The following is a 24,232-nucleotide window of genomic DNA, read 5'->3' as shown; positions in this document are numbered from 1 at the left end:
GGAGGATTTATACATGAAAAAACACTGGTCTAGATTTGCACTAATTCCCTTGCTCGCGGTGTCACTTACCACACTCGCAGGTTGTGGGGGAAGCGATAAAGCAGCAAAGGAAGGTACATCCAGCGGCACAGACCCGATTACGTTTAGCTTCTTCGGAGCAGATACAAGCCCGCAATGGAATGGAATGAAGGATGAAATAGGCAAGGAAATCACCAAGAAAACAGGTGTAACCTTGAATGCGGAATTTGATGTCAGCGGCGGAGGTGGAGATGACCGAATTGCTTTGATGGCAGCAAGTGGAGAATACCCGGACTTGGTTTCTCCTAAAGCGAATATTAGCAAGCTCGTGGATGCGGGGGCCATGATTGATCTGACAGATCTGATCAATAATCACGCACCCAATCTCAAAAAGCTATACGGACCCTATATGGATCGTTTGAAATACAGTAATAAAGATCAATCCATCTATGTCCTTCCTACGTATGCAGGTGTGGGACAGGAGAGTTTTGACGCGACGGGGGGATTTGAAATTCAGCATAAGGTGCTCAAGGAGTTAGGTTATCCAAAGGTAAGAACGCTACAGGATTATGAAAACGTACTCAAAACCTATGTAGCCAAGCATCCGACGATCAATGGCAAAAAAACGATCCCTCTCACGCTGGATGCAGATGACTGGAGAATTATGATTACCGTAACGAATCCTGCCTTCCAGACGACTGGAGCGCCGGATGATGGTGAATATTTTATTGATCCCAAAACATTTGAAGCCCAACTTCATTATAAACGTCCAGAAGAAAAGGAATATTTCCGTTGGTTGAACCACATGTACAATGAAGGGTTGCTGGATAAAGATTCGTTTGTGCAAAAAAGTGATCAATACAAATCCAAAATTGCCAGCGGTCGTGTCCTCGGTCTGATCGACCAGGAGTGGGGTTATCAGGATGCCGAAAATGCGTTAAAAGCGTCAGGCAAGGCCGATTCCAGTTACGCCCATTTTCCAGTTACACTTTCCGAGGAATACAAGGATCGTTCTTTTCAGGATACGGGTTTCACGTCCGGTTATGGTGTAGGTATTACGGAAAATTGCAAGGACCCGGTGCGGGCTATTAAATTCCTTGATTATTTAGCATCCGATGAAGGACAGGTGCTAGTGAACTGGGGCATCGAAGGCAAGCATTATGAGACCAAAGACGGCAAACGCGTCATCCCGGCTGATGTATTGGAGCAAAAAACGAATAATGCAACCAACTTCAATAAATCCACTGGAATAGAATTGTACACGTTACTCAGCGGACACTATGGCGACGGAGTGAAGGACCCTACGGGTAACTACTACACTGCCAAATTCCCGGAGCAAATTATCGCGGCTTATTCGGAGCCGGAGAAAGAATCACTTAAAGCGTATGGCGTAAAAACGTGGAAAGAACTGTTCCCGGACAAGAAAGAATTTGATGTAAAGCCTTGGGGCGCAGCCTATAACCTGACGACAGACAATGAATCCAACTATAACGTCACCTTCAAAAAAACGACAGATATTATCCGCAAACGTATACCGGAAGCTATTTTAGCTCCGGCTTCCAATTTTGATACGATATACGACAACATGATTAAAGAGCTGGATGCCGCCGGAGCGGTACAAATGGAGCAACAATATACTCAATTGGTGAAGGACAGAGTGGAATTGTGGAGCGGCAAGGCTTCTAAATAGCGAGCTGACTTAACGAGGCGCAACAAAATGATGGGTTGTCGGAGTGACGGAGCGCTTGTCCTTGTGGTTCATACGGGATTGGCGCTCTGTTTGATCTCAATGGGGGAGGGTTTGATGTGAGACAACGCGAAAAGCAGAAATCCCTGCGTTTATGGTATCACCAGCCTGCTAAGGTGTGGGAGGAAGCATTGCCTGTCGGCAATGGGAGGCTGGGCGCGATAGTTTTTGGCGGGATCGGGGAGGAGCGTTTGCAATTAAACGAGGATACGCTCTGGTCCGGATTTCCCAGGGATGGCGTTCAGTATAATGCATTGAGATATTTGAAGCCTGTCAGGGAACTGATTGCGGACGGAAAATACAAGGATGCTGAGCATCTGATCAATACGAATATGCTGGGGCGGGATACGGAGGCTTATCAGCCTTTGGGAGATTTGTGGATTACACAGCAGGGACTTGGGGAAATTGTGGAGTATGAACGCGAATTGGATTTGACCACCGGAACGGCTGCGGTCATTTTTCATAACGGGGGTATCCGTTATACTCGTAAAGTCATCGCCAGTGCACCAGATGGAATTATCATGGTATCGCTGACTGCGGATAGGCCTGGAAAGATCAATGCAATCGTGCGTATAACTACACCGCATCCTTGTGAAACCGAGGCTGGCGAGGATGCACATTTTGGTGATTCATCCCCGTGGGATAGTCACAAGGAAGATGGCCCATCTAATGAATCAACGAGGGACGTAATTACGTTAACCGGACGAGCGCCCAGCCATGTGGAGTCAAATTATCGCGGGGATCATCCGCAGTCGGTTGTTTACGAGGATGAATTGGGGATGGCCTTTGCGGTTCAGGCGCGGGTTATCCCCGAGGGGGGGACGCTGACAGAGGATGCTGACGGAGTGCTGAGTGTATCGGGTGCGGATAAACTCACGGTGTATTTAGCCGCAGCTACCGGATTCCGGAGATTTGATACTAAACCGGACAGTGATGCAGCGGAACCGACAGGCGTATGCCAAGTTACTTTGGATAAAGCAGTCTCGCTTGGATACGAGCAGGTGAAGCGACGGCATGAGCAAGATCATCGGGGACTATTTGGCCGCGTTGAGTTAGAGCTTGGGAATGATATCGGGACGGATCGAATGACAAAAAGACAAATTCCGACTGACTTGCGATTGGAGCAGTACCGCGAAGGTCAGACGGACCCGGATTTGGAGGTGCTGTTGTTTCAGTATGGACGCTACTTACTGATAGCAAGTTCGCGTTCAGGCAGTCAGCCCGCCAATCTTCAGGGTATCTGGAATGACCGGGTGCAGCCGCCGTGGAACAGCAATTATACAACTAACATTAATACCCAGATGAACTATTGGCCGGCGGAAATATGCAATCTTGCTGAGTGCCATGAACCCTTGCTGCACATGATTGGAGAAGTCAGCCGTACGGGACGCAGAGTTGCTTCGATCCATTATGGTGCGCAAGGCTGGTCGGCCCATCACAATGTAGATGTGTGGAGGTATGCCGGACCGTCAGGCGGCCATGCCAGTTGGGCCTTTTGGCCGCTCGGGGGGTGTCTGGCTAACCGCCCATTTATGGGAACGTTATCTGTTTACTCAGGATATGGCTTATTTGGCTGAGCAAGCTTATCCGCTGATGAAGGGAGCAGCCGCCTTTTGTATGGATTGGCTCGTGGAAGGCCCGGATGGCTGGCTAGTGACCTCTCCGTCTACATCACCTGAAAACAAATTTAAAACTCCGGACGGAGAGGATTGCAGTATATCCATGGGCTCCACGATGGATATGACGTTAATTCGGGAGTTGCTGAGCAATTGCATTCAGGCTGCGGAGCTGCTGGAATTAGACGATGAGTTCCGCAACCGCTGTGAAGAAACGCTGCAACGCCTGCTGCCTTATCAGATCGGTCGTCACGGTCAGTTACAGGAATGGTTTGCCGATTTTGAGGAAGCGGAGCCGGGACATCGACATGTTTCGCATCTGTATGGATTGTACCCTGGCCGACAAATTCATGTTCGCGATACCCCGGAGCTGGCGGAGGCGGCCCGCATATCTCTGCGCCGACGGCTCGATCATGGCGGAGGTCATACCGGCTGGAGCTGCGCCTGGTTGATTAACCTGTACGCGCGGTTGGAGGATGGCGAAGCAGCGCATCGGTATGTTCGCACGTTGCTGTCGCGCTCGACCTACCCCAATTTATTCGACGCTCATCCGCCTTTTCAGATCGACGGCAACTTCGGAGCGACGGCGGGTATCGCGGAAATGCTGCTACAAAGCCGTCCGGGTGAGCTGACCTTGCTGCCTGCCCTGCCTTCTGCATGGCCTGAGGGGCGGGTCAGCGGATTGCGGGGGCATGGCGGGATGACGGTTGGCATGGAATGGTCCGGTTCCCGGCTCGTCCGCGCGGAACTTACCGCATCCGCCCCGACGGGACGCTGCACGATTCGCAGTGCTCATCCGTTTAGCGCAGATGCTCGGCAGGCTCAGCCTGATCCGAAGCATGGAGGATTCATTTTGTCATGGAATTTTACCAAAGAGCAGGAAATAACGGACAGACAAACGATTATTATTGATGGAGAGGAAGAGCAAATATGACCATTTTTCAATTTCCGCAGGACTTTATGTGGGGGACGGCAACAGCAGCCTATCAAATCGAGGGGGCCTATGAGGAGGAGGGAAGAGGTTTGTCCATCTGGGATACCTTTGCCCATACGCCTGGCAAGGTGTTCAACGGAGATAACGGGAATGTAGCCTGTGACAGCTATCATCGCTACGAAGAGGATATCCGGCTGATGAAGGAGCTGGGTATTCGTACATATCGTTTTTCGGTATCTTGGCCGCGTATATTCCCCAATGGTGACGGTGAAGTTAATCAAGAAGGATTGGACTATTATCATCGCGTAGTAGATATGCTGAACGAAAATGGAATTGAGCCGTTTTGTACGCTGTATCACTGGGATCTGCCGCAGGTACTTCAAGATGCAGGAGGATGGGAGAACCGTCGCACGATTCAGGCATTTGTCCAGTATGCGGAGACGATGTTCCGTGAGTTTCATGGAAAAATACACCATTGGCTGACGTTTAATGAGCCGTGGTGCATCGCTTTTTTATCCAATATGCTGGGAGTTCATGCCCCTGGTCTGACAAATCTCCAGACAGCCATCAACGTTGGGCATCATCTGCTGGTTGCGCATGGTCTATCTGTACGTCGTTTCCGCGAGTTGGGCACCAGCGGTCAGATCGGCATAGCGCCGAATGTCTCATGGGCTGTGCCCTATAGCACTTCCGAGGAAGACAAAGCGGCGTGTGCGCGTACGGTTTCCCTGCATAGTGACTGGTTTCTCCAGCCCATCTATCAGGGTTCGTATCCTCAGTTTCTGGTAGATTGGTTTGCTAAGCAAGGAGCTACCGTACCTATTCAGGAAGGAGATATGGACATTATTAGCGAACCTATTGATCTGATCGGTATAAACTACTACGCTATGTCCGTCAATCGTTTTAATCCCGAAGCTGGATTCCTTCAATCCGAAGAGATTAATATGGGGCTGCCTGTGACAGATATCGGCTGGCCGGTGGAATCGCGCGGGTTGTATGAGGTACTGCATTATTTGCAAAAGTACGGCAACATCGACATTTACATTACAGAGAACGGGGCTTGTATCAACGATGAGATTGTGAATGGCAAGGTTCAGGATGACCGCCGTATTTCCTATATGCAGCAGCATTTAGTGCAGGTACATCGGGCGATTCATGACGGCCTTCATGTGAAAGGCTATATGGCATGGTCGCTTATGGACAATTTTGAATGGGCTGAAGGATATAATATGAGATTCGGCATGATTCATGTCGATTTCCGCACTCTGGCCCGCACCCCCAAGGAAAGCTACTATTGGTATCGAAATGTGGTAAGTAACAACTGGCTGGAGACCAGACGTTAAAAGAAAATGTACTTTGATACTAAAGCGGACATTGGCCTGTCTTCGCTCCCTTTTGTTTGAACAACGAGTTCTCTGGGGTAATAATATCCAAGTTGAATTGCAGGTTGCTAAAAGTATGGTGAAGCGATTAAGAATATAATCACAGGGATTGTGCATACTGACAAAAATACCCGAAGAGGGCGCTTCATCAATTTTAGACCAGAGGGAGTGGAGGATATGGCTTCGAATTTTAGAAAATCAGGATCGAACGAAAAGCAAATGAGCCGCTCAGTGTCTGTCATCGCCTGGCTCGCTTGGATTGTAGGCGTTATTCTTATTTTGTTCAATTTAGGTAATCTAAGTGATCGTAATATATATTTAATGGTGGGTATTGGATGTGTCGTTGGCGGATTTTTTATTTATATGATCGGAAAAGGGCTGGTCATTGCCCGCAAGAAGGAAGATCAGGAGAAGGGACGCAGTTAATACAACTGAAAAAACATCTATAGAAAAACAACAACGTGGGTCTTCGTACAGTGTGGAACAATAAACTGTCTGGAGCCCCGTTTTTGCTTCCTGACATCGCAAGAACAAACTTCAGCTACAAGCAGTCTGTCTTCCTTGGAATGCTTCGATATAGTTTTGGCTTATGTCACCTTTTTAGTAATAGTAGATTTTGAATTTGCAAGAGAAATTTTATTTTTAGAGAGGTTTTTCACAAAAAACGGACAAATAATCGACAATTCTGTTAACAATAAAAAAAGTCCCCTCTTTTCTGATATCTTATATAGGGGCAACATTACAGGAGTTCGTAAGTTTTGAGTAATTTATTATTAAAGGAGAGGGGAACAACATGAACAAAAAACCAAAAGCGATTATTGCGTTGGTTTTGACCGTGCTCACGGTAGCATTGCTCATTTGGACGTGTTTTTATGCTGGCGGAAAATACGTTGTTTTCGATCCGAAAGGACCTATTGGGCAAGCACAAAAAGAGCTGATCATTCTTTCAACGTCTATGGCTGCACTTCTAATTGTACCGGTCATGTTTTTGACTTTTTTCATCATTTGGCGTTATCGCGACGCGCCGGATAACAAGGCGAAGTACCAACCCCACTGGGACGACAGTAAAAAACTGGAGACCGTATGGTGGAGTATTCCGATTGTTGTCATCTTGATTCTTGCGGTTATCACTGCGAGATATACCTACTTGCTGGAGCCTTCCAAGCCAATGGCAAGCACACAAAAGCCAGTAACCATCCAAGTAACTGCACTGGACTGGAAATGGCTCTTTATGTATCCGGAGGAAGGTATTGCTACAGTCAATGAAATTCACATTCCTAAAGGCGTTCCGGTCCGTTTCGAGCTGACTGCTGATGCGCCGATGAACTCGTTCTGGATTCCGCAATTGGGCGGCCAGATCTACACCATGTCAGGCATGGCCATGAAGCTGCATTTGCAGGCTGATCAAGAAGGAACTTACTTTGGTTCGGGCGCAAACTTCAGCGGTGAGCATTTTGGACAAATGCGCTTTGATGTAGAGGTTCAGTCGGATGAAGAGTATAAAAACTGGGTCGCTAACATTAAAAAGCAGTCCAAACCGCTGACAAAGGACGGCTATTTGGCGCTTGCAAAACCAGGTTTGTCCCAGCCTGATGAGTATTCTTCGATTCCAGACGGTTTGTTCCAGGATATTGTGACCAAGTATGTAGTGGAAGGAGCTCCTAATCCTCATGGCGGACATGGCGGAGCATCCACAGAAGGTTCTTCCAAGTCTGGCAGCACTGAAGATACAGGCACCATGAGTAATATGAATATGAGCGGACACAATTAAATGATTATAGGGAAGGAGGCCCCCAATGCTTGACAAAATAAAAGAGTTTGCATCCACTTTCTTCGTTACTGGAGACCCAATGATTTATGGAGCGGATGTTTCTATCGCTCTCGCGATGATCGGGATCGTGTTTGTGCTCACTTATTTCAAAAAATGGGGCTGGCTTTGGAAAAACTGGTTGACTACCGTTGACCATAAAAAAGTCGGTATTATGTATATCCTTGCAGCCATCTTGATGCTGTTCCGCGGAGGCGTGGACGCACTGTTGATGCGTTTACAGCTTGCTACACCGGATGTTACACTTTTGCATCCTGAGCATTACAATCAGATCTTTACAACGCATGGCACGATCATGATCTTGTTTATGGCGATGCCATTGATGTTTGGTTTGTTTAACATCGCGGTACCACTTCAAATTGGTGCGCGTGACGTTGCGTTTCCTTTCCTGAACGCGCTGAGCTTCTGGCTGTTCTTTATGGGAGCGATGCTATTCAACCTGTCCTTCGTTATTGGCGGTTCGCCGGACGCAGGTTGGTTGAGTTATCCACCGCTTTCGGAGCTGCAATTTAGTCCCGGCGTCGGTCAGAACTTTTATATCTGGGGTATACAGATTTCTGGTATAGGTTCATTGGCTACGGGGATTAACTTTATTGTTACCATTATTAAAATGCGCGCACCTGGTATGACCTGGATGAAAATGCCTGTCTTTACGTGGTCCGTATTTTCATCATGTGTTATCATCATTTTCGCGTTTCCGATTTTGACGGTTACTTTAGCTTTGCTATTCCTTGACCGCTTCGGAGGAGGACATTTCTTTACACTTGATTTCGGCGGTAACCCAATGATGTATATCAACCTGATCTGGATGTGGGGTCACCCTGAGGTTTATATCGTGGTTATACCTGCCTTCGGTATTTATTCCGAGGTCATCAGCGTATTCTCCAAAAAGAAATTGTTTGGCTACAAATCCATGGTTTACGCCATGTTCATGATTGCTATCCTGTCCTTCTTCACCTGGGCGCATCACTTCTTCACGATGGGATCAGGCGCAGATGTTAATGCATTCTTTGCCATTTCGACGATGGTTATTGCAATACCGACAGGGGTTAAAGTGTTTAACTGGCTGTTCACGATGTATCGGGGTAAGATCACATTTAAGACACCTATGATGTGGGCAATCGCCTTTATTCCGAATTTCCTGATTGCAGGTTTGACGGGCGTCATGTTGTCTGTAGCGCCTGCGGACTTCCAGTTCCATAACAGTTACTTCCTGGTCGCTCACTTTCACTCCGCTCTGATTGGCGGTGTAGTGTTCGGCTATCTGGCAGGTCTGTACTACTGGTGGCCTAAAATGTTCGGCTTCACTCTGCCTGAAACGCCGGGTAAATGGGCTTTCTGGTTCTGGAATATCGGCTTCTATGTGTGTTTCATTCCACAATATTCCCTCGGTCTGATGGGTATGACACGTCGTCTGAGCACTTACGGCTGGGATACTGGCTGGCAGCCGCTTAACCTTGTATCAACCGTTGGAGCATTCCTGATGGGGATTGGTTTCTTGTTCCAGGTTCTTCAAATTCTTCTGGGTATCAAAAATTTCCGCAAGCTGAAGGATACAACTGGCGACCCTTGGGGTGGTCATACGTTGGAATGGTCGATCCCTTCACCTGCACCGGAATACAATTTTGCTACCATCCCACAAGTAGAAGAACGTGATGACTGGTGGGCAGAGAAAGACAAACGAGCAAAAGGAATTTTCAGAAAGCAACCGCCAATTGAAGCGATTCATATGCCGAAAAACTCGGCGATTCCATTCATTATGTCGGTATTCTTTTTCATCGCAGGTTTCGGTTTTGTATTCGGGTGGTCGATCTTCTATATTCCGGGTCTGATCGGCGTTGCGATTTGTATGATTTGTCGTTCTTTCTTCTCGTATGATGGCGACTACTACATCCCTGCGGATGAGGTAAAACGCACGGAAGCGGCAATAAGGGGGTCTGTATAATGGCACAAGCAGCAGCACATCACAGCCATGATCATGACCACGGGCATCACGATCCACAAGAATTGAAGATGCTTGGTTTCTGGATCTTTCTTGTAACGGACGTAATCCTGTTCAGTACCTTGTTCGCAACCTTCGTCGTCCTTCGGAACAGCACAGCTGGAGGACCTGGGGGCGCAGAGCTGTTTAACATGACGGGCGTTATCATTGAAACGTTCCTCTTGCTCACAAGCAGCTTCACAAGCGGTCTGGCTGTGTTGGCCATGAACAAAGGAAGCATGAAGGGATTAATCAACTGGTTAATCGTGACGGCGATCCTGGGTCTTGGTTTTATCGGTTTTGAGGTTTACGAGTTTGTTGAATTGGTACACGAAGGAGCCAATTTTGGAACGAGCGCGTTCCTGTCGGCATTCTTCACATTGGTCGGTACGCACGGACTTCACGTTTCGTTAGGTCTGGTGTGGATGATCGGCCTTATGTTTCAGTTGAAAAAACGCGGGCTTACTCCAGAGACGAAGGGCAAAGTTTCGGCATTGAGCTTGTATTGGCACTTTTTGGACGCTGTCTGGATCTTCTTGCTGACAGTCGTCTATTTGATGGGGGTGATGTAGATGGCACAGCATCAATCAGGAGCGGGTTCGCATGGTCATGATGAGTCTCACGGTTCAGTGAAATCCTATGTAATCGGATTTATTCTGTCCATCGTACTGACCATCATTCCTCTCGGTGTGGTCATGAATCATATGTTGAGTCGCACTTCAACTATGGTTGTTATTTTGGCCGCAGCAGTGCTGCAATTTCTGGTGCAGTTATTCTTCTTCATGCATATCCGTGAAAGTAATGGACCACGCTGGAATGTCATGACTTTGATTTTCGGTGTAGTCATCCTGTTGACCATTGTTGGCGGTTCTGTCTGGATTATGGAATACAACATGGTAGCACAATAATAAGTACAAACTAATTAGGTAAGAGGAAGCAGCTTAGAGCCGCTTCCTCTTTTTTTGTGAGTATCGTGTTGGAAATATAAACTGTGGCTACTTGAACTCAAGTTTATCTATGTGTAAAATGGAATTGTATAACAGTAGGGTGAAAACGATAACACTAGTTGAGAGCGGAGGATGAAAATAATGAATACAGATATACTATTTAAACCTTTTAAGGCAGGTAATTTATCTCTTCCCAATCGGATCGTTATGGCTCCAATGACACGGAATTTTTCTCCTCAAGGTATCCCAGGCCCTGAGGTGGCCGCGTATTATCGTCGCCGTGCGGAAAATGCAGTCGGATTGATTATTACGGAGGGAACTGCTATTAATCATCCCGCAGCCGTGGAGCATACGAGCATTCCTAATTTTTATGGTGAGGGATTGAAGGGATGGGCGAAGGTAGTCGAGGAGGTTCATGCGGCGGGTGGCAAGATTATACCGCAGCTCTGGCATGTGGGTGCGGCCCGGAAAATAGGCGCGGCTAACCAGCCGAATCCCGAGGCATTACCCGTCGGTCCGTCCGGTATCACTCCTGCTGGTGAAAAGGTAGTTGAGCCGTTGAAGGAGGCCGAGATTGCTGATATTATCGCAGCCTATGCCCAAGCAGCAGCGGATGCCCAGCAGGTGGGATTCGACGGCATTGAGCTTCATGGTGCACACGGCTATTTAATTGACCAGTTTTTCTGGGACAAAACCAACAAGCGTACAGATCAATACGGAGGCAATTTGGCCCAGCGCACTCGGTTTGCGGTGGAGGTCATTGAGGCTTGTCGTCGTGCAGTGGGTCCGGATTTTCCAATTGTACTGCGGTTCTCCCAGTGGAAGATGTACCATTATGGAGAGAAATTGGCACAGACACCAGAGGAGCTTGAACAGTTTCTGTCTCCATTGGTGAAGGCCGGGGTGGATGTATTCCACTGCTCAAGCCGCCGTTTTTGGGAACCGGAATTTGAAGGGTCTGATCTAAATTTAGCTGCTTGGACCAAAAAGCTAACAGGCAAGCCGGTTATTACTGTAGGCTCCATTGGTTTGGAGAAGGCTTTTTTGAGTGAACTGGAAAAAAATAATAACAGCCAGACCGATAATTCGAGTAGCGTACAGGCAAGATTAGAACAACTTGTTGGACAAGTAGAGCGAGAGGAAGCTGATCTGGTTGCGGTTGGACGGGCTTTGCTGGTTGACCCGGCGTTTGCGGTTAAGTTACGTGATAAACGGATAGAGGAACTCGTGCCTTACAGTGATGAAGCATTAAAAACGTTGAATTAAGCTTTATTTAGCGCAACGTTATATAGGGCGGAGTGCGGATAGCCAGGCATCGAGACTTGAAAATTCTCTGTTACGGGACAAGCTGTAATATAAGCTATTCGTAAATTCTACGAATTTGCTATAATAGGAGCATCAAGTCGAAATACACGGGGTGAAAAGGATGAATTCTGAAACGGAAGCTTTGGATTGCGAGCCGGCTTGTCACGGTTCAGACAAAGAAATCGAACACATAAAATCTTCTCTTGTTGAGGATTCCATCGCATACAAAATGTCGGAGCTGTTCAAAGCCTTGGGTGATCCGACACGGATCAAGCTAATCTACGCTTTGGCCCAGAAGGAGCTGTGTGTACATGATTTGACCCAGGTGTTGAATATGGGGCAGTCTGCGGTATCTCACCAGCTTCGTTATTTGCGCAATCTGCGCATTGTCAAACGGCGCAAGGAAGGCAAAACGGTGTTTTATTCGCTGGATGATAATCATGTGGAGCAGATATTTTTGCAAACCCACCAGCACATTTCACATCAATAATTTTGGGATAGAAAAAAAGCAGGGCGCCAAGCGATTGGCGCTCTTTTGGTGTTTGTCCGATGAAATAGATTTATTTGGCGGAAAGGGGCTATTATCATTGACTTTTACTCATGATACTGAATATAATGAGTTTAATAAATAATATATGAACAGTTGCTCATATATAGTTAATTGGAGGCCAATGATTATGGATGCTCTGAAAAGAACGGAACGGCACGAATGGATTTTGGAAGGCTTGGACTGTGCCAACTGTGCTCTAAAGATTGAAAATGGAGTCAGTAAAATAGAAGGTGTGCTTGATTGCTCGGTCAATTTTGTAACGAAAACATTGACGATGACAGCAAGCTCGGATCAAAAAGAGGAGATTTTTCGTCAAACGGAACGGAAGGTTCACAGACTGGAGCCTCACGTCCGAATGATCGTAAAAAGCGCCCGGGGACGCTCTGGTGAGAACAGTCGCAGTGTGGCGGGTGCAGCACAGGCAGGCAGCGCAGGGGAGCGCACCCATAGTCATGAGCATAGTGAAGGACATACGCATGAGAACGGCCAACAACATGGAGTTCACAGCCACACAGGTCATACTCATAGTCATGAAGCACATGCTGAGGAAGTTCATGCCCATGATGGCCACCACCATGGCGAACATGCACATGATCATGGTGATTCCACACATGCTCATTCACATTCGCATGGAGATGACAGCCATGCCGGGCATACACATGACCACGGTACAGACGGTATACGCCGCATGATTACACGCTTGGCTATTGGTGCAGTCGTTGCGGCTGTTGCCTGGTGGTTGCCTGTAGAGGGCCTAGGCAAGCTGGCACTGTTTTTACTGGCATATATCATTGTTGGTGGAGATGTAGTCATGCAGGCTGTGCGCAGTCTGGTGCGAGGAATGGCTTTTGACGAATATTTCCTGATGACGCTGGCTACTGTTGGTGCATTTGCAATTGGGCAATATCCGGAAGGCGTAGCCGTCATGTTCTTTTATCAAATCGGTGAGCTATTCCAGGGCATTGCGGTTAATCGTTCGCGCAAATCTATCAGCGACCTGATGGATATTCGACCGGACTATGCCAACCTGAAGACGGCTGATTCCGTAAATCGGGTGTCACCCGAGGATGTGCGTGTAGGTGATCTGATAGTAATCAAGCCGGGCGAGAAGATTCCGCTGGATGGTAAAGTTGTAGACGGAAAATCGCATGTGGATACCTCGGCGCTGACGGGTGAATCCGTGCCTCGTACCGTAGAGCCGGGAAGCAGTGTGATGAGCGGATTTATCAATACGAACGGACTTTTAACTGTAGAGGTTAGCAAGGAATTCAGCGAATCAGCAGTCGCCAAAATTTTGGAGCTAGTGCAAAATGCGAGCGCCAAAAAAGCGCCGACCGAAAAGTTTATCACCAAGTTTTCCAGATACTATACTCCTGTTGTGGTTATCGTTGCGCTGCTGCTGGCAGTCGTTCCACCGCTCGTCGTACCGGGAGCGCAGTTTGCAGATTGGGTATATCGTGCACTTGTTTTCCTCGTCATTTCTTGCCCATGTGCGCTGGTCGTATCCATTCCGTTGGGCTTCTTTGGCGGCATCGGGGCAGCCTCCCGTTCAGGTGTGCTGATTAAAGGCGGGAACTATCTTGAAGCACTGAACCATGTGAAATATGCTGTTTTTGATAAAACAGGTACACTCACCAAAGGGGTTTTCCGTGTAACAGGTATTTATCCCGCCGGAGAATTTACGAAGGAAAGCCTGCTGGAAACGGCTGCTTTGGCGGAGCTGCATTCCACGCATCCTATTGCGGCATCCCTGCGTGATTCCTATGGCAAGGAGCTTCAAGCCGAGCGGGTACAGCAATATAGCGAGATTTCCGGTCATGGGATTCAAGCGCAGATAGATGGTCGTCTGGTGTTGGCCGGGAATGCGAAGCTGATGGAGCGGGAGCAAGTTGCTTTTGACGATGCACAACGTGCAGGAACGATGGATGAAGGAACGGTCGTTCATGTGGCTGTAGACGGAACGTATGCCGGATGCATCCTGATTTCGGATGAAGTCAAGGAGGACGCGGCACGAACGATTGCTTCACTGAAAAAGCTGGGTATAGTGAAAACGATCATGCTGACAGGTGACAACCGGACGGTTGCAGAGGCCGTTGGACGACAGTTGGGTCTGGATGAAGTACGTGCAGAGCTGTTACCCCAGAATAAAGCCGAAGCGATTGAACAACTGTCTGCAAGTAAAAAAGCGGGCGACAAGATTTTGTTCGTGGGCGACGGGATTAATGATACCCCTGTGCTTGCACTGGCGGATGTAGGTGTAGCGATGGGCGGTTTGGGTTCAGATGCCGCGATTGAGGCGGCGGATATCGTGATCATGAACGACGAACCTTCAAGATTGGTTACAGCGATTCATATCGCCAAGCGTACACGCCGCATCGTATGGCAGAATATTATATTTGCACTAGGCGTCAAAGCCGTGTTTCTCACTTTGGGTGCGTTCGGTATTGCTACCATGTGGGAGGCTGTATTCTCCGACGTGGGCGTAACACTTCTTGCCGTACTGAATGTTATGCGTGTACTGAAAGTACGTTCTTTTGAATAAAAAAATCAATGCCCTCGGGTTATCATCGGATGTATTCATCCTTTGAAATCCGGGTTTTTTTTCGTTTCATGCTGCAGTTTAATCTATGCTTTCCTGTCGTTCTACAGATATGTATAAATGTGGGGTGCGCCTAATACGTTAAGGTAGGGACCTTACAGGTAAGGCTCATTTGAATTCCACTTGACGTCTAATAGGTAAACGTTTTCTTTTATGGTGGGATACTCAAATTCGTGTGTGCCAACTTGCTGACGGGAGAAAGGATGGATTTGTAGCATGGAGGCTAAACTGATGCATGTATTCGCAGAACTATTGAGTGAAAAAAACAGTCGGGATTGCGATGACCCCGAGTCAGGGAGTAAGGTCGCTGCTGCACAGAGACTGGCTATCGAGTCGGTGCTGGCAGGGTGCAGTGAAGTATCTGCCTCACAGGAGGAAGACCCGCTGGGCTGGCTGGTCGGATTAGCCGAACAGGGCAGGATCAGTCAAGAGGAGGCGTTGCTGGCTGCGGACTCCGAGCTAATAGAGGAAATGCTGCTGAATAACGGCAACGATGACAGGGAAGCGATGACCACACTGCTGGAGTGGGGCGATGAATACAGGCGTACATTCATACGTATCTATGCTGATGATCCTGCCCATGTGAATTATACAAGCAAGGAGTCAGCGATAGGGCTAAGTATGGGCAGCCTTGATGGCTATAGTCTTCTGCACGGCCCCTTGTCGCAGTCGTCCAGCCGTGTGGCTGAATTATGCCGTGCCTATCTGGACGCGGCAGAGTCCGGGCATACGATTCATGGTCCTGACGGGGAGCCTGACCCCCTCCTTATTCCAGGCTCCCGTGCATCAGACACGTACAAAGCCTTTAATCAGGCATCTGGCTTGCCCGGATTGTGTGAGCATCTGTCCCGGCGAATTATCGGGCTGCTGGAAACAGAGTATGAAGGCTTGTTCGAGTCTCTGAACGGATTACCACTCACAATCGCCCTGATCGAACAAAACAATGCGGTGGGCATCGGAAGCTTGCAAGATATGCAGTTGGAGGCGTTGCTGCGTGCGGCGTTGCGAAGTGTGCAGCGGGGGGGAGAACCGCAGTTGGAGATTGTGGTGCGCAATCCGGCTGGCGTGAACCAATTCCAGGCAACCCGGGACTGGATAGACGGCGTTGCGGAGCAGACCTTATGCGGCCGCCTGCGGTGCATTCCATATCGGGTAGGCGTGCTTTTGACGGTCGATGCCCCCTCGAAGCTCAACGTCAGCCAAACATGGAACAGGCAGGCCAAACCGTCTCATGAGTCTGCCAGCGCCAACCTCATGCCGGAAGTGAAAGCGCAACAGATCAAGCAGGCGGTTCAAGCCGCAGATATGGCGCGTTTTGCCGATGCGGTGATTTTGGAAATCGCACCGATTCCATCATATAATGGCGAGGCCGTGCATCGGTTGAATCAACCCGTTGCTGGTAGTTTTGAGAACACCAGTGAAACGATAAAATGCATGACGCACGCTATTCGGGGTGTGAAATCCGAGCTGCCCGTATGGGTGGCGTTAGATGTTATTCACGATTCGCTGGATGAAGCTGCCATCTGGGGAAGCGGGCTAACGGGCGTGATTTGCCCGGAAAAAGCAGCTTCCGTTGCACGTCTTGCGGCTGCACGCTTCGGACTGCTGCAACAAGCAGAGCAGCAACAAGGCTCTGTTGCTCTACAAAGCCCCGCCCAGCGGTTTCCGCTGTAGCCCAATCCCGAAGGTAACACGCAATTCGTATGACAGCATGCTTTTAAAATATATAGGATATCTGCGCTGTTTGCGCAGGTATCTTTTTTATTTGGGCGAATGTTGGTTTACAACTGGAGAAGAAAAGGGTTATAATAAAGCGAAAGTTTCTCTAAACCAAAATAATTGCATAAATGCAAAAATGATTATCATTCTCATTGCCAAACATGCTGTTTCGGGCTTCCCGAAGCAGCATGTGCTATTTTAAGGCACTTAACAATGGATATCATTCTCAATGAGATGCAGTAACAAAGAACAAAAAAGGAAAGGAATGTGACATGATGCAAGCAGTTCAACAACTTCAAAAGACATTGTCTCCCTCTGATCGGATACTTTCAAAAAACAGCGGCAGCGGACGGCCAGGCCCGAATCGCAAACCACAATTCCAGCTCAAAAGCATGCTGAAAAACAAGGAGATGCAGGCTGCTCTGGGCAGTGGAACACTTATGCTGATGGCATGGGGCGTCTCGCATTGGTCGCAATGGCTGGCGGTCATCCTGTATGTGGTTTCCTACGCCCTAGGTGGCTGGTCTAAAGCTAGAGAAGGCATTGAGACGCTGGTCCGTGAACGTGAACTGGATGTCAACCTGCTCATGATCGCAGCGTCATTGGGGGCTGCGGCTATTGGCTATTGGAATGAAGGAGCAATGCTGATCTTCATTTTTGCACTCAGCGGTGCACTGGAGAGCTATACCACCGAGCGCAGCAGCAAGGATATTTCCGAGCTGATGGCGTTGAAGCCGGAAACGGCTTTGCGTCTGTCCCGCGAGGGGACAGAAACGGTCGGTATTGAGCAACTGCTGCCGGGTGATCTGCTGCTGGTGAAGCCGGGCGAGCTGATTCCGGCGGATGGCCGGATTTCCAAGGGGGTTTCGGCGGTGAATCAGGCATCTATTACCGGGGAATCCATTCCGGTGAACAAAGCGGCGGGTGATGAGGTATATGCGGGCACCATTAACGGGGAAGGCGTGCTGTACGTGGAGGTTAGTCAATCCTCCGAAGGCACTCTATTTTCAAAAATCATCCGTATGGTGGAGGAAGCGCAGACAGAGGTCCCCGATTCCCAACGGTTTATCAAAAGGTTCGAGTCGATTTACGCCCGAATTGTTGTTGCGGTTACGCTGATTGTTATTGCAGGTGCGCCAATGGTATTGGGATGGACGTGGGCAGCGGCATTTTACAAGGCAATGGTATTTCTCGTTGTGGCCTCACCATGCGCACTCGTGTCGTCCATTATGCCAGTCATGCTGTCGGCTATTTCCAACCGTGCCCGTCGGGGCATCCTGTTCAAAGGTGGTGCGCATGTGGAAAATATGGCGCTGACATCTGTCGTCGCCTTTGACAAAACAGGTACGCTGACCATCGGTTCGCCTGTTGTAACCGACTGGATTACCGCCACAGGCTACGATGTTAATGAACTGTTACGCATTGTCGCGGCAATAGAAAGCTACTCCATGCATCCGTTGGCACGAGCGATTGTAGCCAAAGCCGAAGCTGAATTGGGGCAGCGAGAGCTTCCCGCAGTGGAGCAAGTACATTCTCTAACCGGATGGGGAATGGAAGGCATGGTAGACGGGGTGAGGTGGAAAATCGGGCGCACGGATGCGCTGGATGACGCTGGCCCGCTGGCAGAGCCGGAATGGGTAGAAACACGTGCCCGGCTGGAAGCCGAGGGTAAAACCGTATCCATTATCCTCGCGGATGACAGGATAGTTGGGATGCTGGCACTGCGCGACGAGCTGCGGCCACAGGCGCAGGAGGCGGTGAGACGCCTGCAAGCGCAGGGAATTCAGGTCGTTATGCTGACCGGAGATCGCCCGGAAACCGCCGCCGTGATCGCGGCGCAGGCCGGAGTCGATGCGGTATACGCTGGTCTGATGCCGGAGGACAAAGTCAATCATATTCGCATGCTTCGGGAGCAGTACGGGCATGTCGTCATGGTCGGCGACGGTGTGAACGATGCTCCGGCACTGGCTGCCGCAACGGTCGGACTGGGCATGGGTATGCATGGTAGTGGAGCCGCACTGGAGGTCGCGGATGTGGTGCTGATGAACGATGGCATCGAAGAGATTGCCCCGACGGTAGCACTGGCACGCAAGGCACAACGGGTGGTCAAGCAGAATATGATCTTCGCCGTAAGTGTCATTTTACTGCTCATCATTAGCAACTTTGTGCAAGATATAGCTTTGCCATTTGGCGTTATCGGGCATGAGGGCAGCACGTTGCTTGTCATTTTGAACGGCTTGCGCTTGCTGCGGTCATAAAGCAAATAAGATCATGATCCTAAGATGATAAACGAGAAGGAGCATTCACATCCCTTAAAGGACAGGGGATGAATGCTCCTTTTTTGCGTGCCAGCCTATCGTGAAAGGAAAATAAAGTATTAGACTGAAAATTATCAAGACCTTGGTTGAAAAAAACTTATTAAAATAAAAGGATCTACATATTATGCATAACTAATATGTAGATCCTTTTATTTTCCAAACTGAGAAAAAAAGCATTAATCGAGGATCGATCGTTACGCTAACGGGCAGTTTAACGCAACAATATTCTGGAGCGGTAGCCTTAGATTCAGGTTATTTAACGCCCTCTATTTGCAAAGGCCTTCAAGATCGAAACATACGCGGTATGTGTGTCCGCAACAGCAAGAATTGCCCTATCGAACTACGGATGGACGGAGCACCTTAGAATCAGCAAAAGAAACCCGAAGTCTCATAAAAGACTTGGGTTTCTCGTCAATCTGAGTAGCCTTTAGGACTACTCTTTATTTACTAATATTAAACCAACCTGGCATTTCTTGAAATACATTCCAAAGTTTCTCTGGAATATTAAGCTGGTTGAGTTTCGAAACGTTCAATTCAGAATCTACCTCGGCTTCACGTCCATTTGCGACCTTTTCAACCCAATTAGGATCCATAATTAACGCATGCCCAATGGCGACTAGCGGCAAACCTAATTCCATAGCTTTAAGAGCATCATCCGGTGTTATTATGGAACCAGCAGCCATCACAGGTACCTTACCGTTTGCTCTTTCAAGAATTAATTCAAGCCGTGTTTTTTCATCTTGACTATCTACTGGCTTTGAAGACACATTGTCTAATGAAGCATGTATATAATCTAAATCCTGTTCAACAAGGATATCAATTAATTCATACGTGTCTTTCATACGTAATCCGTCCACTTTGGAGGATTCTTCAGGGGAAAATCGGAATCCTAAAATGAATGGTTTTGTAGCATGTTTTTCAATGACAATTTTGATTTCTTCAATAATTGCCAATGGAAAACGCAAGCGATTTTCAAGTGATCCTCCCCATTGGTCCGTCCGTTGATTTGTCGCTGGCGACCAGAAATTCTGAATTAAAAATCCATGAGCCCCATGAATTTCGACGCCATCAAATCCGGCTTCAATCGCTCTTCTCGTTGTGTCTCCAAAAGCACGTATAATCGACAAGATCTCCTCATGTGATAGTTCTCTTGTTTCTGAAGTTGAACCTAAATTAGTAACTTCGGGTTGCAATGCACTCGCACTAACTGCATCCAATCCAGGCACGGCTTTATTGCCAGCATGGAAAATCTGTAGGATCGCAGGGGCGCCTCCACTTTTCGCTGCCTCAGCTAATTTTCGTAGACTTGGAGTAAATTCATCATTGTACCCAGCGAATTCATTCGTAAAACCCTGCCCATTAGGTGTAACATGAGTACACCCTGTAATGACGAGTCCTACTCCATTCACTCTTTGTTTGTAATACTTTACTTCGTCATCCGAAATGGTAAGATCGTCGTTACTTGACCAGGTTGTCATAGGTGCCATAACGATACTATTCTTAATTGTTATTCCATTTCTGAATGTGAAGGATTCAAATAACCTACTGTATTTCTGATTCATTTCATTAACCTCGCTCTCATATTTTCTTTTCTATTTCAGTTTAATTGGTTTCCGTTACGGCAAGTCAAGTATTTATTTTTATATGGTTAAATATAGATTTTTTGCGTTGTCATTCTCTTTATGATATATATTTAGTTACAGTAACTGTAACTAAAGGAGGGGGACAAGTAGATGTTGTATTCAATGACATATGTAGTGGAGAATTTAAATGTATCTGCAAAGACGCTTCGATTTTATGAAGAGCAAGGGATATTACCAAATATATCTCGTGACGAAAAAGGCCGTAGAGTTTATAGCGAACAACAAATAGATTGGATTTCTTTTATTCGTTGCCTCAAAGAGACAGGCATGCCTCTTTCAAAAATAAAGGATTACAAGGAACTTTATGAATTGGGAAATATTACCTATTTACAAAGAGAAGAAATGTTGATGCAGCATAAATTGGAAGTGCAGAAGAAAATTGACGAAAGTTTTAAACACTTAGAAGAAATAAACTATAAAATAGCCATGTATGGACTTCAGAAAGAAGAGGTTATGAAAAACCCCAACTATAACTTTAAATGTCACGGCCTGGAGATTAAGACGGTGAATTAATGTAATGTACTTACGCTAACGGAGAACGTTAGTTAAAATATTACAGCGGCAACTTAAGACTATATTTTTTAGTCTAAATGTGCCGCTGCGTCTCTGTGAACACGTCAAAAATCAGTCAGGTCTTACTTTTGAGGAGTGTCTATTCTCCATTGACTTTTCAGGCTCTAAATTTGAAGCCACGAGATTTATTAATTCGAATTTGAAGACATGCATTTTTACTAATTGTATTCTCAATAATGCGATATTCGCTGGTAACTCTTTAGATGGTACAAATTTCTCAGTCAGGTGATGCAAAACTGCTGGACGGGATAAGTTGGTTCGTTCTGTAATTTCCCCAACCCTCATACCGGGCGTTCCCGCACTCTGCATTAAAGTTATAATAATCGCTTGCCTGGTTTCGTCACCAATAGCGTTTAGCATCTTCTGATTATCTTTGAACGCATGTAACAGATTAACGCTGCTGTTCAGATCAATCATAACCATCCTCCCTTTAGTTAAATGGTTTAAGCTGTTGAGTGATTATAGAGTAGCATGCGTATAACCGTAAGGCTACATCGGGAAAGAAGATCGAGATGGTTACGACAGTACGGATCTGCATTTCTAAAAGCCTTACTGAATTATAAGATTGACTTTAAAGACATTACATTCTTAGTGAGCCCTGTAACGGATAAGACTGGAACTACCAAGGTTGGACAATACTTTGCACATCATATACTGAAATGGGTTGACCCTTGAGCTAACGGGAGACGCTAGTTGAATGATAAAAGCGGCAGTCTAAGACTTTATTTATCAAGTCTTGGTCCGCCGCTGCTTCGTTTAATGGATCAGTCTAAAACTTATTTTTCAAAAGCTGACGATTTTTTAATTTTAAAATCGCGTTAAATCAACGACTCCAGTCTAATACTTTATTTTCACCGAACACCTATCGTGTTGCAGGTTTATCTCCGTCGAGGTATAGACCGCCGCAAGAACAGGGAGAACAGCAGTCCCGCCAGCGCGATTCCGGTAGCAATGATAAATGCATCGTTAATGCCGTGGATCGTCGATTCTGTGACGGCACTTCGATATACCTGCTGTAACGCAAGCGCCGAGCCAGTTTCCGTCGAAACTCCAGCCGTTTGCGCGAGGGTCTGCCCCAGCTCAGCTACGCCTTCGGTTAAAGGAACATTGGCGGTGGTAGCCACATTCGCATAATCCGCCAAATGAATGGTAGCCCGGCTGCTCATCACCGTAATGAGCCATGCGGTGCCGATGGACCCGGCAATTTGCCTTACTGTATTGGACATGGCTGTACCGTGGCTGCCCAGATGGGGAGGAAGCTGATTCAGCCCTTCTGTCTGTACGGACATCATTAACAATGACATCCCGAAGCTGCGAATCGTATAGATGATCATAATGTGTCCATAGGTCGTGGCATCCGTCAGCAGACTGAATTCCCATGTCGTGACTGCCGTAATGATCAACCCGATAATTGCCAGTGGCCTAGCACCAATGCGGTCGAAAATCGCTCCCGATATCGGTGACATGACACCCATCAGCAGTGCGCCGGGCAATAACAGCAAACCGGATTGCAGCGGTGTAAAGCTGCGTATATTTTGCAGATAAATCGGCAGCAGCAGCATTCCGCCGAACATCGTCATATTGACGGTAGCGCCGACCAGCGTGGATACCGTAAAAATATCATACTTAAACACACGGAACTCCAGCATGGGCTGTCTTATATTCAGCTCGCGTACGACAAACATTACAATAAACACGAGCCCGGCAGCGAGCGTGAGCACTACTGTATCGCTGCTCCAGCCCTTGTCTCCAGCGGAACTGAAGCCATACAGCAGGAAGCCAAAGCCAAGGGTCGAAAAGATCGTTCCGAGCAGGTCAAAATGAGGATACGTCAGCTTGGACACATTTTTCAGCCAGCGTACAGCAAACAGAATATCAATGATCGCCAGCGGAATGACTAGTAAAAATAGCAGCCGCCAGCTGTAATGCTCCACTATCCAGCCGGATAAAGTGGGTCCTATCGCTGGGGCAAACATCATCGCGATGCCCATCGTTCCCATGGCTGCCCCCCGTTTTTCCGGGGGAAATACGGTCAGGAACACGTTCATAACCACTGGCATGATAATACCCGCTCCGCTGGCCTGAATGATGCGTCCGACCAGCATAGGCGCAAAGCCGGTACTGACGGCGCAAACGACAGAACCGGCAGTAAACAGCCCCATCGCTGAAATAAACAGCGCACGTGTCCCGAACGACTCAATCATGAAGGCGGTAATCGGAATCAAAATCCCGTTGGTCAGCATATATCCGGTGGATAGCCATTGAACGGTAGTTGCGGATACATTGAAGTCGTTCATCAAATGCGGAATCGCCACATTCAGCAGGGTTTGATTCAAAATAGAAATGAAGGCGCCCAGCAGCAGTACGGACAGGATTCGTCCGATGGACATTTTTTGTTCCATGACAGCCTCCTACTTGTGTACTCTGATGCTTGCACTCATGCCCGGGATAATGCCCAGTCCTTTGTAGCCTTGAATGGAAATGTTAACAGGCACGACCTGCGTCACCTTGGTATAGTTGGCAGTAGTATTGGAAGTAGGGAGCAGTGAGAAGGTGGCGGCAGTCGCCAGACCGATCTTTTCGATTTTGCCGCTTAGGGACGTGTCAGGGTATGCATCAATATATACATCCACCGTCTGCCCCACCTGAAGATCCTGCACAGCCGTTTCGTCTATATTGGCGGTAATCCATAAATTGTTCAGATCAAAAGCCTTGGCCAAAGGCGTACCCGCTCCGACAATCGAGTTGTTGACCGCAGATTGCTGCACAATGGTGCCATCGGTTGGAATGGTGATGCTAACCCGGCTTCCGCCACCCTCTACACTGCCAAGTGTGCTTCCAGCCGTGTAGGTTTTGCCGACTTCAGCGTTCCAGCCTGTAAGCTTGCCCGCGCTTGGAGAGGCAACGGTGACCGCTTGTCCGCTCACTTGGGCATTGTCTGTTTTTATGTAGTTAGCGGATTGATTGTAGTAATAGGCGGCGGCTCCGCCACCTGCCAGAATAATGATAATAACCAGCAGGTTGACCAATATGGCGCGTGAATTCATGTGTACATGCCTCCCTAGTTCTTGG

Annotated in this window: 17 protein-coding genes and 2 pseudogenes; 15 read left to right on the top strand and 4 right to left on the bottom strand. The window is 47.8% G+C overall.

Annotated elements, in window-relative coordinates; translation table 11 throughout:
- The first annotated feature begins 13 nt into the window (after positions 1–13).
- The 13 genes and pseudogenes from QMK20_RS22160 (at position 14) to QMK20_RS22100 (ending at position 18,884) form a co-directional block, all read left to right on the top strand.
- Positions 14–1,708, top strand: coding sequence for an ABC transporter substrate-binding protein (locus QMK20_RS22160; protein ID WP_283653336.1), 1,695 nt, complete (start codon positions 14–16; stop codon positions 1,706–1,708).
- 116 nt (positions 1,709–1,824) lie between these two features.
- Positions 1,825–4,315 (top strand): annotated as a pseudogene (locus QMK20_RS27770) (glycoside hydrolase family 95 protein).
- Positions 4,312–5,658: a GH1 family beta-glucosidase gene (locus QMK20_RS22150; protein WP_283653335.1), complete on the top strand. Its 1,347-nt coding sequence runs from the start codon at positions 4,312–4,314 to the stop codon at positions 5,656–5,658. The pseudogene QMK20_RS27770 and the gene QMK20_RS22150 overlap by 4 nt, the downstream one beginning before the upstream one ends.
- A 216-nt stretch (positions 5,659–5,874) precedes the next feature.
- Positions 5,875–6,123: a hypothetical protein gene (locus QMK20_RS22145; protein WP_283653334.1), complete on the top strand. Its 249-nt coding sequence runs from the start codon at positions 5,875–5,877 to the stop codon at positions 6,121–6,123.
- Positions 6,124–6,490: 367 nt separating this feature from the next.
- Complete coding sequence (gene cyoA, locus QMK20_RS22140; RefSeq protein WP_283653333.1) at positions 6,491–7,468, top strand: ubiquinol oxidase subunit II; 978 nt, start codon at positions 6,491–6,493, stop codon at positions 7,466–7,468.
- 25 nt (positions 7,469–7,493) lie between these two features.
- Complete coding sequence (locus QMK20_RS22135) at positions 7,494–9,470, top strand: cbb3-type cytochrome c oxidase subunit I (RefSeq protein WP_283653332.1); 1,977 nt, start codon at positions 7,494–7,496, stop codon at positions 9,468–9,470.
- Positions 9,470–10,078, top strand: coding sequence for a cytochrome o ubiquinol oxidase subunit III (cyoC, locus tag QMK20_RS22130; protein WP_137060315.1), 609 nt, complete (start codon positions 9,470–9,472; stop codon positions 10,076–10,078). The genes QMK20_RS22135 and cyoC overlap by 1 nt, the downstream gene beginning before the upstream one ends.
- Positions 10,079–10,414 (top strand): cytochrome o ubiquinol oxidase subunit IV, encoded by a 336-nt coding sequence (cyoD, locus tag QMK20_RS22125; protein WP_283653331.1) that lies wholly within the window; start codon positions 10,079–10,081, stop codon positions 10,412–10,414.
- A 180-nt stretch (positions 10,415–10,594) separates the two neighbouring features.
- The gene (locus QMK20_RS22120; RefSeq protein WP_283653330.1) at positions 10,595–11,719 is read left to right on the top strand and encodes an NADH:flavin oxidoreductase; all 1,125 of its coding nucleotides are present in this window, start codon (positions 10,595–10,597) and stop codon (positions 11,717–11,719) included.
- Positions 11,720–11,879: 160 nt separating this feature from the next.
- On the top strand, positions 11,880–12,248 hold the full coding sequence (locus QMK20_RS22115) for an ArsR/SmtB family transcription factor (protein ID WP_014278144.1): 369 nt from the start codon (positions 11,880–11,882) through the stop codon (positions 12,246–12,248).
- A gap of 187 nt (positions 12,249–12,435) precedes the next feature.
- Positions 12,436–14,850, top strand: coding sequence for a heavy metal translocating P-type ATPase (locus tag QMK20_RS22110; RefSeq protein WP_283653329.1), 2,415 nt, complete (start codon positions 12,436–12,438; stop codon positions 14,848–14,850).
- A gap of 273 nt (positions 14,851–15,123) precedes the next feature.
- The gene (locus tag QMK20_RS22105; protein ID WP_283653328.1) at positions 15,124–16,581 is read left to right on the top strand and encodes a PEP-utilizing protein; all 1,458 of its coding nucleotides are present in this window, start codon (positions 15,124–15,126) and stop codon (positions 16,579–16,581) included.
- Between the two features lie 320 nt (positions 16,582–16,901).
- The gene (locus tag QMK20_RS22100; protein WP_283656329.1) at positions 16,902–18,884 is read left to right on the top strand and encodes a heavy metal translocating P-type ATPase; all 1,983 of its coding nucleotides are present in this window, start codon (positions 16,902–16,904) and stop codon (positions 18,882–18,884) included.
- Positions 18,885–19,384: 500 nt separating this feature from the next.
- Here the strand turns inward: QMK20_RS22100 and QMK20_RS22095 are convergent, their stop codons facing one another.
- Positions 19,385–20,506 (bottom strand): NADH-dependent flavin oxidoreductase, encoded by a 1,122-nt coding sequence (locus tag QMK20_RS22095; RefSeq protein WP_283653327.1) that lies wholly within the window; start codon positions 20,504–20,506, stop codon positions 19,385–19,387.
- A gap of 171 nt (positions 20,507–20,677) precedes the next feature.
- Here QMK20_RS22095 and QMK20_RS22090 point away from each other — a divergent pair, with 171 nt between their 5' ends.
- Both QMK20_RS22090 and QMK20_RS27765 read left to right on the top strand, forming a co-directional pair.
- The gene (locus QMK20_RS22090; protein ID WP_283653326.1) at positions 20,678–21,100 is read left to right on the top strand and encodes a MerR family transcriptional regulator; all 423 of its coding nucleotides are present in this window, start codon (positions 20,678–20,680) and stop codon (positions 21,098–21,100) included.
- Between the two features lie 79 nt (positions 21,101–21,179).
- Complete coding sequence (locus QMK20_RS27765; RefSeq protein ID WP_404520810.1) at positions 21,180–21,389, top strand: pentapeptide repeat-containing protein; 210 nt, start codon at positions 21,180–21,182, stop codon at positions 21,387–21,389.
- On the opposite strand, the pseudogene QMK20_RS27760 reads toward QMK20_RS27765, so the two are convergent.
- From QMK20_RS27760 to QMK20_RS22075, 3 genes and pseudogenes are all read right to left on the bottom strand, one after another.
- Positions 21,383–21,577 (bottom strand): annotated as a pseudogene (locus tag QMK20_RS27760) (winged helix-turn-helix domain-containing protein); the annotation flags it as partial. The gene QMK20_RS27765 and the pseudogene QMK20_RS27760 overlap by 7 nt on opposite strands.
- 461 nt (positions 21,578–22,038) lie before the next feature.
- Positions 22,039–23,562, bottom strand: coding sequence for a DHA2 family efflux MFS transporter permease subunit (locus QMK20_RS22080; protein ID WP_283653324.1), 1,524 nt, complete (start codon positions 23,560–23,562; stop codon positions 22,039–22,041).
- 9 nt (positions 23,563–23,571) lie between these two features.
- Positions 23,572–24,207, bottom strand: a complete 636-nt coding sequence (locus QMK20_RS22075) for an HlyD family efflux transporter periplasmic adaptor subunit (RefSeq protein WP_137060298.1) — start codon at positions 24,205–24,207, stop codon at positions 23,572–23,574.
- Positions 24,208–24,232: the final 25 nt, after the last annotated feature.

The organism is Paenibacillus sp. RC334, from assembly GCF_030034735.1.
Lineage (GTDB): Bacteria > Bacillota > Bacilli > Paenibacillales > Paenibacillaceae > Paenibacillus > Paenibacillus terrae_A.
The sequence above is the reverse complement of the archived record's forward strand: the minus strand, read 5'-3'. Positions and strand labels throughout refer to the sequence as shown.

Bases quoted from the DNA above. Each gene is read 5' to 3' on its own strand.
- QMK20_RS22095 (WP_283653327.1), bottom strand. From the start codon at position 20,506: ATGAATCAGAAATACAGTAGGTTATTTGAATCCTTCACATTCAGAAAT.
- QMK20_RS22135 (WP_283653332.1), top strand. From the start codon at position 7,494: ATGCTTGACAAAATAAAAGAGTTTGCATCCACTTTCTTCGTTACTGGA.
- QMK20_RS22100 (WP_283656329.1), top strand. From the start codon at position 16,902: ATGCAAGCAGTTCAACAACTTCAAAAGACATTGTCTCCCTCTGATCGG.
- QMK20_RS22160 (WP_283653336.1), top strand. From the start codon at position 14: ATGAAAAAACACTGGTCTAGATTTGCACTAATTCCCTTGCTCGCGGTG.
- QMK20_RS22120 (WP_283653330.1), top strand. From the start codon at position 10,595: ATGAATACAGATATACTATTTAAACCTTTTAAGGCAGGTAATTTATCT.
- QMK20_RS22075 (WP_137060298.1), bottom strand. From the start codon at position 24,207: ATGAATTCACGCGCCATATTGGTCAACCTGCTGGTTATTATCATTATT.
- QMK20_RS22115 (WP_014278144.1), top strand. From the start codon at position 11,880: ATGAATTCTGAAACGGAAGCTTTGGATTGCGAGCCGGCTTGTCACGGT.
- QMK20_RS22105 (WP_283653328.1), top strand. From the start codon at position 15,124: ATGGAGGCTAAACTGATGCATGTATTCGCAGAACTATTGAGTGAAAAA.
- QMK20_RS22145 (WP_283653334.1), top strand. From the start codon at position 5,875: ATGGCTTCGAATTTTAGAAAATCAGGATCGAACGAAAAGCAAATGAGC.
- QMK20_RS22110 (WP_283653329.1), top strand. From the start codon at position 12,436: ATGGATGCTCTGAAAAGAACGGAACGGCACGAATGGATTTTGGAAGGC.
- cyoA (WP_283653333.1), top strand. From the start codon at position 6,491: ATGAACAAAAAACCAAAAGCGATTATTGCGTTGGTTTTGACCGTGCTC.
- QMK20_RS22080 (WP_283653324.1), bottom strand. From the start codon at position 23,562: ATGGAACAAAAAATGTCCATCGGACGAATCCTGTCCGTACTGCTGCTG.
- cyoD (WP_283653331.1), top strand. From the start codon at position 10,079: ATGGCACAGCATCAATCAGGAGCGGGTTCGCATGGTCATGATGAGTCT.
- QMK20_RS22090 (WP_283653326.1), top strand. From the start codon at position 20,678: ATGTTGTATTCAATGACATATGTAGTGGAGAATTTAAATGTATCTGCA.
- QMK20_RS22150 (WP_283653335.1), top strand. From the start codon at position 4,312: ATGACCATTTTTCAATTTCCGCAGGACTTTATGTGGGGGACGGCAACA.
- cyoC (WP_137060315.1), top strand. From the start codon at position 9,470: ATGGCACAAGCAGCAGCACATCACAGCCATGATCATGACCACGGGCAT.